9 protein-coding genes, 1 tRNA gene and 1 pseudogene are annotated in these 9,036 nt (G+C 62.9%); 2 read left to right on the forward strand and 9 right to left on the reverse strand.

Annotation, left to right across the window (positions count from 1 at the left end; genetic code table 11):
* On the forward strand, window positions 1–279 hold a 279-nt coding region (locus tag EOA36_RS18045), incomplete at its 5' end, for an ATP-binding protein (RefSeq protein WP_145969208.1).
* Window positions 280–544: 265 nt separating this feature from the next.
* Window positions 545–621 (forward strand) — tRNA-Arg (locus tag EOA36_RS18050).
* Between the two features lie 256 nt (window positions 622–877).
* On the opposite strand, the gene EOA36_RS18055 is transcribed toward EOA36_RS18050, so the two are convergent.
* The 9 genes and pseudogenes from EOA36_RS18055 to EOA36_RS38345 form a co-directional block, all read right to left on the reverse strand.
* Window positions 878–1,717: a DUF3313 domain-containing protein gene (locus tag EOA36_RS18055; RefSeq protein ID WP_127278789.1), complete on the reverse strand. Its 840-nt coding sequence runs from the start codon at window positions 1,715–1,717 to the stop codon at window positions 878–880.
* A gap of 226 nt (window positions 1,718–1,943) precedes the next feature.
* Window positions 1,944–2,573, reverse strand: a complete 630-nt coding sequence (locus tag EOA36_RS18060; RefSeq protein WP_189521927.1) for an isoprenylcysteine carboxylmethyltransferase family protein — start codon at window positions 2,571–2,573, stop codon at window positions 1,944–1,946.
* Window positions 2,574–2,676: 103 nt separating this feature from the next.
* Window positions 2,677–3,951 (reverse strand): ATP-binding protein, encoded by a 1,275-nt coding sequence (locus EOA36_RS18065; RefSeq protein WP_127278791.1) that lies wholly within the window; start codon window positions 3,949–3,951, stop codon window positions 2,677–2,679.
* A 1-nt stretch (window position 3,952) separates the two neighbouring features.
* The gene (locus tag EOA36_RS18070; protein WP_127278796.1) at window positions 3,953–4,639 is read right to left on the reverse strand and encodes a response regulator; all 687 of its coding nucleotides are present in this window, start codon (window positions 4,637–4,639) and stop codon (window positions 3,953–3,955) included.
* A 221-nt stretch (window positions 4,640–4,860) separates the two neighbouring features.
* Window positions 4,861–6,519 carry an FAD-binding dehydrogenase gene (locus EOA36_RS18075; RefSeq protein WP_127278792.1) on the reverse strand — a complete coding sequence of 553 codons (1,659 nt, stop codon included), beginning with the start codon at window positions 6,517–6,519 and terminating at the stop codon, window positions 4,861–4,863.
* Between the two features lie 38 nt (window positions 6,520–6,557).
* Complete coding sequence (locus EOA36_RS18080; RefSeq protein WP_127278793.1) at window positions 6,558–7,544, reverse strand: Gfo/Idh/MocA family oxidoreductase; 987 nt, start codon at window positions 7,542–7,544, stop codon at window positions 6,558–6,560.
* Window positions 7,545–7,658: 114 nt separating this feature from the next.
* Window positions 7,659–8,234, reverse strand: coding sequence for a YceI family protein (locus EOA36_RS18085; protein ID WP_127278794.1), 576 nt, complete (start codon window positions 8,232–8,234; stop codon window positions 7,659–7,661).
* 69 nt (window positions 8,235–8,303) lie between these two features.
* A complete protein-coding gene (locus EOA36_RS18090; protein WP_127278795.1) occupies window positions 8,304–8,873 on the reverse strand; it encodes a cytochrome b in 570 nt (189 codons plus the stop codon).
* 59 nt (window positions 8,874–8,932) lie between these two features.
* Window positions 8,933–9,036 (reverse strand): annotated as a pseudogene (locus tag EOA36_RS38345) (LysR family transcriptional regulator); the annotation flags it as partial.

Genomic DNA, 9,036 nt, shown 5'->3' on the forward strand with positions numbered 1-9,036 from the left:
GCCGAGCGCATGGGCAGTGTCAGCCGCATCGCCGTCACCGACACCGGCCCCGGCCTGCCGCCGAAGGCGCGCGAAAACCTGTTCGCGGCCTTCCGCGGCTCCGCGCGCAGCGGCGGCACCGGTCTTGGCCTGGCCATCGCGCATGAACTGATCCGCGCGCATGGCGGCACTGTGGAATTGGTCGAGTCGATTGGCGGGCGCACGACATTCGCCGTCACCATCCCCGACCAGCCGGTGCGCCTCGACCAGGCCCGTGGCAGCCTGCGCCGCCCGGCCTGACGGCTTCCGGCCGTTTGCTGAGGATTACTCGCCTTCCGGGCCCGCCTCTTCCCTGACCTTACCCGATTGTCCGCCGTCTGGATTCAGGCTGATCCCACGGCTCGAAGTGCCGGGATCGGCGCCGGCATCGCTGGATGACAGGCTTGCGACAAAACTTTTGCCGGATCGGCTTGCTTTTCGCAAATTCAGTCGTTAGGGAACTGCACACATTCGCGGCCGGTCTTTCGGATCGGATCGCGGGGCCGTCGAAAACATGGCCTGATGCGCGCCCGTAGCTCAGCTGGATAGAGCACCAGACTACGAATCTGGGGGTCAGGAGTTCGAATCTCTTCGGGCGCGCCATTTCGGTACAGAACTATGAGCGCCGACGCCGCCGATTCTTCGCTGGAAGCGGCAACGAGGGTTCGCAGCAGTTCCGAACTCGATCCCATGATCCATGATTGCGACCGCCGCCGCTGCCAATCTTGGACGTGCTTCTTCTAACTCTTTGTTTTTACGCAATTCCGGACGGAAAGCCGCTACACGCTTTTCCTGGAACGGCTCTAGATTGCTCGAAGTGCGGCAGAGCGCCGCTTCTCGCGACAAATATCCGCTATCGCTAGCGGGAGACCGCGGCGCCCCTGTCGGTCCAGGTGGGCGGCAGGCCGAAGCGGGCGGCGACCATTCCCGGAATGCCGGGAGCCGTTCCGAACGCCTTGCAGGCATCGTATTTCGGATCACCGCCGAGCGAGGCCCGCAGTCTTTGCATCGATGGTATCGCCGGCATTCCCTTGAACGGGTCCTTGCCCTTGAGCAGCATGCGGCTGAAGTCAGCGGCGAAGGCCGAAGAGAGGGAATACGCATCCCCCACCGTGGACACCCGAGCCTTGGTCGTGATTATGTTTGCACCGCGCGACCAGAGAATGGCTGCCTTCTGGGAACTGTCCTTGTCGACGGCCTCGGCCTCGATGGCCAGGCCGCCGAGGCCGATCGGAAGCCGGGGGACTGGAACGCCGAGCCCCGCCACCGAGGCGCCGAGCGACGCAACGACGGAACCCGCCGCCGCCGTACGATTGGTCGCAACGATGTCGGTGACGGTAGCGTGGACGATGAGGTCCGCTGGCAGGCTCGGGGCCACGACCTGGAAGCGGTCGCTAAGGTCAGTGCAGAGCGCCCGGTCGACCGCGTTGGCGACGAGCGCCAGGTCTTTGGGATCGAAGCCACTGCTGCCGATCTGCGTCGCGGTCGGTACAATGCGCACGGTCTGTGCGGCGAGCAACGGCGCCGGATCCACACGCAATCTCGCTTTTGCGAGGATGCCCGTGGATGGGCTCATTCCGGCGTAGGAACTGAGGGACGTGCCCTGGGGCAAGGGCACACTCGTGCACGCGGACAACCACAGGGCCGCGCAGAGCGCTGCTCGCGGCCGCATTTCAAGTCGTCGAAGCTTCAGGATCATTGTCAAATCGTCTGAACCGGCATCATGGGTTCAGCTCTAGCGGCCCCAGCGTTAATCGCGGTAAAGGCAGTGTAAAGTTGGGTAAAACCCACGATCGGCACGGATCTTCAGCCGGCGCATACGTCGCCGGAAGCGCCAGCGTGATGGTGCGGCCAGCGGGGCGTTTCGCCTCAGAACCGTACGCGGGCCGGAGGAAACTTGTTTCATCGGGCCGGCAGCCCAGCCATCAAAAGAGGTGCAGTATTGGTTTGAGGAGCTTTGCGGATTGCAACGACTCGATGAGTTCGGACCCGGGGATTGCAAGGAGAAAGCAGGAACTGTCGATAGCGGTACGCTTCAGCGCAACCGGGTTGAACGTCCTGGGCAATTGATGCGCGACGTCGCCAACGCTTCGTCCGAAGCGAGGGAGGAAGGCGGGCACCTCATGGCAATATTCCCGGTAGGCATCGCCAAAAAGCCCGTCAAGAGCAATCGATTCGCGGCCTGAGACATAAGCGAATACCAGATACCCAAACAGGAAGTAGAAGGCCGCAATCGCCACTGACCCGAAAATCAGGCCGATGCCGGCAAGCCCTAGGGAAGAAAAGAAGTACAGCGGATTGCGGGTGTGGTTATAAGGGCCGTTCGTTATGAGTTCCCGGTTCTTGCGTCCGCCTATATACAGCGATGCCCAGCACCGACCGGCGACACATATTATGATAAATGCGGAGCCAATAAGCTCCATGCCTTGGCGAGGAAGAGTCTCCGGCGGCCAGGCGCTCTGCGACAATAGGACCGGCGTCAAAAGTAATGGCACGGCCAGCCAGAGGAACCGCATCCTCTTGCCCTGCTGAAACACCGTCGTGGTCACCGACATCAGTCCACTCTCTCGCATTTGAAGAACCGGGGTCGCGGTCCAGCTTTAGCGATGCCAGCGTTAATGGCGGTAAAGGCAGTGTAAAGTTGGGTAAACCTTGCCATCAACCTCGATCGTTGGCCGGCTGCCGAGGAATCTCCAGCATGATGGCCAAGCCGCCGACGTCCGGCAGCGACGCGTATACGCGCCCGCCATGGCGCTCGATTGCCTGTCTCGCGATCGCAAGGCCAAGACCGTACCCGCCTCTGGGTGCCGCGTCGTTGCCGCGGGAGAATGGCTGGAAGATTCGTTCGAGTTCGTCTCGCCTGACGCCCGGCCCCTGATCCACGACGCACACCTTGAGGAGGTGTTCCGTGGTCTCGCATTGCACGATGATTTGCGAGTGTTCGGCGGTGTATTTGACGGCGTTGCGAATGACGTTTTCCAGCGCCCGGCAGATCAGCTCGCCTTCGACCTCGGCAAGAAAGCTGTCGTCGACATTGGTGGTGATCGAAACCTGGCGTGCCTGGGCTTCGAACGCCGCGTCGCTCAGGATTTCGTTCAGGAGATCGATGACGTCCAGCCTCTGTGTCGACAGAGGGAGGCGGGAACCGGCCGTCAGCCTGGCGAGCGTCAGCACTTCGCCGACCAGCGCATCGAGCCGTTCGATCTCCCGGTCCATGCGATCCAGCATGGCATCGAGTTTGCCCGGACTCTGCCGAAGGACACCCCCAACGGCTTGCAGACGTGACAGCGGGGAGCGCAGCTCATGGGACACGTCGTGGAAAAGTCTCTGCTGTGCCTCCTGCAGCTCCTGCAACCGCGCAGCGCTGGAATCGAAATCATGCGCGAGCGCGGAGACCTCGTCCTTCCGGCCTGCCATCTTGTGTCCGATGCGGACGTCGAAGCGGCCATGGGCGAGCGCGCTCAGGCCGTCGCGAAGGTGCACGACGGGACGAATGAGATATCGGGCGAGCGCGGCCGCCGATATCGCGCTCGAAATCAAAATACCGAGCCCTGGTACGAACGGACCAAGCTTGTCGAGAATGACACTGTATTGCCGAGGCACGGAGATCCGGTAGCAACTCCCGTCCTTCAGGACGGTTCTTGTCTCCGCCGTGCTCCTATCGGTGCATGCGCCGGATCCCGCGATCTCGGAGATCGTGAGGCCGACCGGCACCGTGTCCTCGCTTGCACGGGCAAAGCGCCGAGCGGCATCTTCACCGTCCTTGACAAGGAGGTTTTCAGTCAGGTCGAGGACGACCGCCTGCTTCTGGCGTTCCAGTTTCGAAGCGGAAGGAAGCGTCTGAAAGAAGTCGAGCGTCAGGACTATGATCGCGACGGACGCGGCAAGCGTCAGCCAGGTTATCACGAAGAACTTCTTGAACAGCCGGGGCATGTCAGTCCAAAAGAAGTTGATAGCCTTGGCCGCGAACAGACCTTATCCATGACTGTCCATCGTCCCTGAGGCCGAGCTTCTGACGCACGCTGCTGATATGGACGTCGATGCGGCGATCGAACGGGGCTAGCGGCTTTCCAAAAGCCCGTTTCGAGATGTCTTGCTTCGGCACCAACTGACCGGCATGGCGAGCGAGAACTTCGAGCAGGCTGAACTCCGTACCGGTAAGCTCCAGCAACTGCCCGTCCCATTCGGCGGTTCTGTTGCTCGGATGGATCACCAGCCGTCCGGCTCTCAGCGTGTCAGTGGACGCGCCGACCGCGGGCTGGTTCGCACGACGAAGGATCGCGCGCACTCGGGCCGCGAGCTCTCCCGGCGAACAGGGTTTTGTCACATAGTCGTCGGCACCGAGGTTAAGGCCCGATATCCGGTCGATGTCATCGCCTCTTGCCGTGAGCAGCAGCACCGGAACCTGGCTCAGCTTCCTGATCCTTTGCAGGACCTCGATCCCGTTCATTCGGGGCATCATGATATCGAGCACGATCAGGTCCGCCGCTTTGCGCGCGGCGGCGGCAATCGCCGTGCCGCCGTCCGTGCCTGTCGCCACGTCATACCCTTCTTCGACCAGGTATTCCTGCAGCAGCGTCGTCAACTCGACATCGTCGTCGATGAGGAGGACCTTGTTCATTCCATTCCGTCCGTCATTCATGCCGGCCCCTAAGGCACAAATGCGGGCGGGCGGCGGGATTTTACCCAACTTAACACAACTTGACTGCGTTTAACGTCCACCCGGCCAAGCATGGAGCGGCGACACGGGTCGCGTTCAACCACCGCTGCGGTTCGTCGGTTGCACGGCCGATGGCGTCGGCCTTGCCATGCCTGGCCAAAGGCCTGCAAGACGCCGCCATCTCACCCCACCGAACGTGCCGCTGCCCGGCCCGCGCTGCGGCCCGAGAAGATGCAGCCACCCAGGAACGTGCCTTCGAGCGCCGCGTAGCCGTGCACGCCGCCGCCGCCGAAACCCGCGGCTTCACCGACGGCATAGAGGCCCGGTACCGGCTGGCCGTCGGGACCCAGCACGCGGCTGTCGAGATCGGTCTGCAGGCCGCCCAGCGTCTTGCGGGTCAGGATGTTGAGGCGCACCGCGATCAGCGGTCCGTTCGCCGGGTCGAGCATCTTGTGCGGCTTTGCCGTGCGGATCAGCCGGTCGCCGAGATAGGCGCGCGCGCCGCGCAGCGCGGTGATCTGCATGTCCTTGGAGAACGGATTGTCGAGCTGCATGTCGCGGGCGCGGATCTCGCGCTCGACCCCTGCCGCATCGAGCAGCGGTTCGCCGCCGGCCAGCGCGTTCATGCGCGCCACCAGCTTCGAAAGTTCGGTCTCGACGATGAAATCCTCGCCCTTTTCCATGAACGCCTTGACGGGACCGGGGATGCCCGACGTGGCGCGGCCGAGCACCTGGCGCCAGCTTTTTCCCGTCAGATCGGGGTTCTGTTCCGAGCCCGACAGCGCGAATTCCTTCTGGATGATTTTCCTGGTCAGGATGAACCAGGAATAATCGAAGCCGGTACTCATGATGTGGCTGAGCGTGCCCAGCGTGTCGAACCCGGGATAAAGCGGCACCGGCAGGCGTTTTCCCCGGGCATCGAGCCACAGCGAGGACGGTCCGGGCAGGATGCGGATGGCATGATCGGTCCAGATCGGCGCCCAGTTCTTGATGCCCTCGACATAGTGCCACATACGGTCGCGGTTGATGATCGAGCCGCCGGCCTGTTCCGATATGGCCAGCATGCGGCCATCGACATGGTCGGGCACGCCCGTGATCATGCGCTTCGGTGCCGTGCCCAGCCGCTTGGGCCAATTCTCGCGGACAAGCTGATGGTTGGCGCCAATGCCGCCGGAGGCGACGATCACCGCCTGGGCATGCAGTTCGAAGTCGCCTGACACATCGCGCGAACTCTTGTGGCCACGCTCGACAGTGCTCGGCTGCAGGATGTCGCCACGCACGCCGGTCACGGTCGCACCCGTCCGCGTCAGCTCATTGGCCCGATGGCGGAACCTGAAGTCGATCAATCCGCGCTTTTGCGCCTCGCGCACGCGCTGGACGAACGGCTCTAGCACGCCGGGACCGGTACCCCAGGTGATGTGGAAGCGCGGCACCGAATTGCCATGGCCGATGGCATTGCCGCCGCCGCGTTCGGCCCAGCCGACGACAGGAAAGAATTTCAGGCCGCGCTGCAGGAGCCAGGAGCGCTTCTCGCCGGCGGCAAAGCCGACATAGGCCTCCGCCCATTTGCGCGGCCAGAAATCCTCCGGCCGGTCGAAAGCGGCGGTGCCCATCCAGTCCTCGAGCGCCAGATCATGGGAGTCGCGGATGCGCATGCGCCGCTGCTCCTGCGAATCGACCAGGAAAAGCCCGCCGAACGACCAGAACGCCTGGCCGCCCAGCGATTGCTCCGGCTCCTGGTCGACGATGATGATTTTCTTGCCGGCCTCGGCAAGCTCGGCGGCGGCAACAAGCCCGGCAAGGCCGGCGCCGACAATGATGACATCCGCGTCGTCAGCCATTTTTCCTCCCAGGATTAGCCGGCTATTTAATGCGGGTCTCAGACGGTCTCCCAGCCGCCCGTGTCGCCGGCGCGGAAGATGGCGTCGATGACTTTCTGGTTGAGAACGGATTCTTCCAGCGTGAAAACCCGCTCCTTGCCGCCTTGCGCCGCCCGCGCGAAGGTCTCGACCTCCAGCCTGTATTGCTGCGTCCCAGGAAAGCGGAACACCTGCGCCTCGGTGTGATTCTGGTTGTGCAGTTCGACGCGGTGATGGTCGTACAGCCCGGCATTGAAGGGCGAGAATACTTCGATGAAACCCTTCTCGCCATGGAACACCATCACCTGGCGTGCCGCCATCTGGGTCGACAGGTAGAAGGACAGTTCGAAATCGCCGAAATCGGCACGGATCGAGGAATAGATGTCGGTGCCGAATGTCTTGTCGCGCTCGATCGTCGCCTGTACGCGCAGCGGCTCCTTGCCGGTCGAAAAGCGCGTCGACACGGTCGGGTAGACGCCGATGTCGGGCAGTGCACCACCGCCGAGATCGAGCTTGTTGCGCATGTTGTTGGGATCGACATTGTAATAGGAGAAAGCACCCTGCACATGGCGCAGCCGGCCGATGGCGCCGCTGGCGATGAGATCGCGCACCTTGATCCATTGCGGATGGTAGATGACCATGAAGGCTTCGCAGACCAGCACCTTCTTCTGGTCGCGCAGCTTGATCAGGGGCGCGATGTTCTTGGCGTCGAGCGCCAGCGGTTTTTCGACCAGCACATGCTTGCCGGCCTCGATGGCCTTGGCCGTCCATTCGACATGCTGCGACGTCGGCAAGGGGATATAGACGCCGTCGACTTGGTCGGAAGCGAGCAGGTCCTCATAGGAGCCGAAGGCATGGCGCGCGCCGAAGCGGTCGCCCAATGCCTTGGCCTTCGACAGGTCGCGGCTGGCGATCGCCGACAGCACGCCGTTCTCCGCCTCGACGATTGCTGGCAACAACTGCTCGCGGCCGATCTTTGCCGTCGACAACACACCCCATCGGAACATCGCGCTTCTCCTTGTCGGTTACAGGCAAGGAGGTTTGCCCGAAATCGCCGGAAAAGCCAATGCGGGTGCTCTGTTCCCCGCCCCACGAAGCTGTGGCGAGGAACCAGGTCGCGCCTAGCCCCTTCTCCCAGTCAGCGTCATGTCGAAATCGACGACGTTGGAATAGAGCGGCGTGCCGACATCCATGCCGTAGCGCGAGCGCAGCACCTTGCCGGTGACATGGAATTTGATCGTGCCACCCTTCAACCCGTCGAGTTCGGCGGTGAATTTTTCCGGAAACGTCTTGCCGCGCGCCGTCAGCCGGCCGGTGACGAGCGCCGTCGTGTCACCGGTGCGGCTCACGCTTGTCGAGCGGAACTGGATTTCGGGACTGTTGGTCGCATCGAACACCGCATCGGAGCGCAGGAAGGCATCGATGCGGCCCTGGCCGGTGCCGACACTTTCGGGATAGATGGTGAGGTCGACTTTCGAGCGCCCGACATCATTGTTGTCGATGCGGATCGTGCCCTTGAAACGGGCAAAGGCGCCATCGAAGCCGCCGCCGCCGGCCTTGCCGATGGTGAAGCGGATCGCGGAACCAGCCTGGCTGATCGTATAGCTGCCGGTGGCATCGCCGAGTACGACTGCCGCATTGACGGGCATGGCAAGACAGGCGGCGGCAGCCGCCAATCCGAGGATTCGCGCACGCATTGGATTGTTCCTTGTTCGGAGGCAACGCTCTCTCGCGTCCTCACCGCACCAACGAGATCAAGGCCCGTTCTATTCCCCGGTTGACGAAGGCGTGATCATGCGTGTCAGCACGCTGTCGCGCAGCAGGAAATGGTGGCGCAGGGCCGCGCAGACATGCAGCGCAACCAGCGCGATGCCGGCATAGGCGAGATACCAGTGCGCCGACGCCCAAAAACTTTCGGCGGCGTCGGATTCGGGCAGCGGCAGGTTGGGCATGACGAACAGGTTGAACGGCATGCTGGGGATTTCCAGCGTCGAGACCGAAACCAGCGCCCAGCCGGACAGAGGCAGGGCCAGCTGGAAGACATAGAGCGCCAGATGCGCCAACGGCGCCGAGCGGCGCTCCAGGGCGCCGACAGAAGGCGGCAAGGGCGGTGCGGCGTTGCCGAGCCGCCAGGCGATACGCAGGATGATGAGCCCAAGCAGCAGAAAGCCCAGTGATTTGTGCAGCTGGATCAGCTCGAAGGCGGTACGCTGGCTCTGGGTCCTGACCATGACGAAGCCGAGTGTGAACTGGCCGATGAAGATGATCCCGATCAGCCAGTGGAGGACGATGGTTGCCCAGCCATAGCGGGTCGTGGTGTTGGTGATGGTCTGCATGGGAGGCGAACGTTGGCGCGGTCAGCTTTCTTCCCCTTGCCGCCAAGGGGCAGAGTTGCCTACCCGCTCACCCTGAAGAAATCGACGAAAGCCCTCAGCGCCGGCCGCATCTGACGGCGGCTGGGGTAATAGACGAAGAATCCCTCAAAGGGCGGGCACCAGT

Origin of the sequence: Mesorhizobium sp. M8A.F.Ca.ET.021.01.1.1, assembly GCF_003998025.1 — a bacterium.
GTDB lineage: Bacteria > Pseudomonadota > Alphaproteobacteria > Rhizobiales > Rhizobiaceae > Mesorhizobium.

What these genes read in the sequence shown, in the direction of transcription:
- EOA36_RS18055 (WP_127278789.1), bottom strand. Translation starts at nt 1,717, where the DNA reads ATGATCCTGAAGCTTCGACGACTTGAAATGCGGCCGCGAGCAGCGCTC.
- EOA36_RS18060 (WP_189521927.1), bottom strand. Translation starts at nt 2,573, where the DNA reads ATGTCGGTGACCACGACGGTGTTTCAGCAGGGCAAGAGGATGCGGTTC.
- EOA36_RS18065 (WP_127278791.1), bottom strand. Translation starts at nt 3,951, where the DNA reads ATGCCCCGGCTGTTCAAGAAGTTCTTCGTGATAACCTGGCTGACGCTT.
- EOA36_RS18070 (WP_127278796.1), bottom strand. Translation starts at nt 4,639, where the DNA reads ATGAACAAGGTCCTCCTCATCGACGACGATGTCGAGTTGACGACGCTG.
- EOA36_RS18075 (WP_127278792.1), bottom strand. Translation starts at nt 6,519, where the DNA reads ATGGCTGACGACGCGGATGTCATCATTGTCGGCGCCGGCCTTGCCGGG.
- EOA36_RS18080 (WP_127278793.1), bottom strand. Translation starts at nt 7,544, where the DNA reads ATGTTCCGATGGGGTGTGTTGTCGACGGCAAAGATCGGCCGCGAGCAG.
- EOA36_RS18085 (WP_127278794.1), bottom strand. Translation starts at nt 8,234, where the DNA reads ATGCGTGCGCGAATCCTCGGATTGGCGGCTGCCGCCGCCTGTCTTGCC.
- EOA36_RS18090 (WP_127278795.1), bottom strand. Translation starts at nt 8,873, where the DNA reads ATGCAGACCATCACCAACACCACGACCCGCTATGGCTGGGCAACCATC.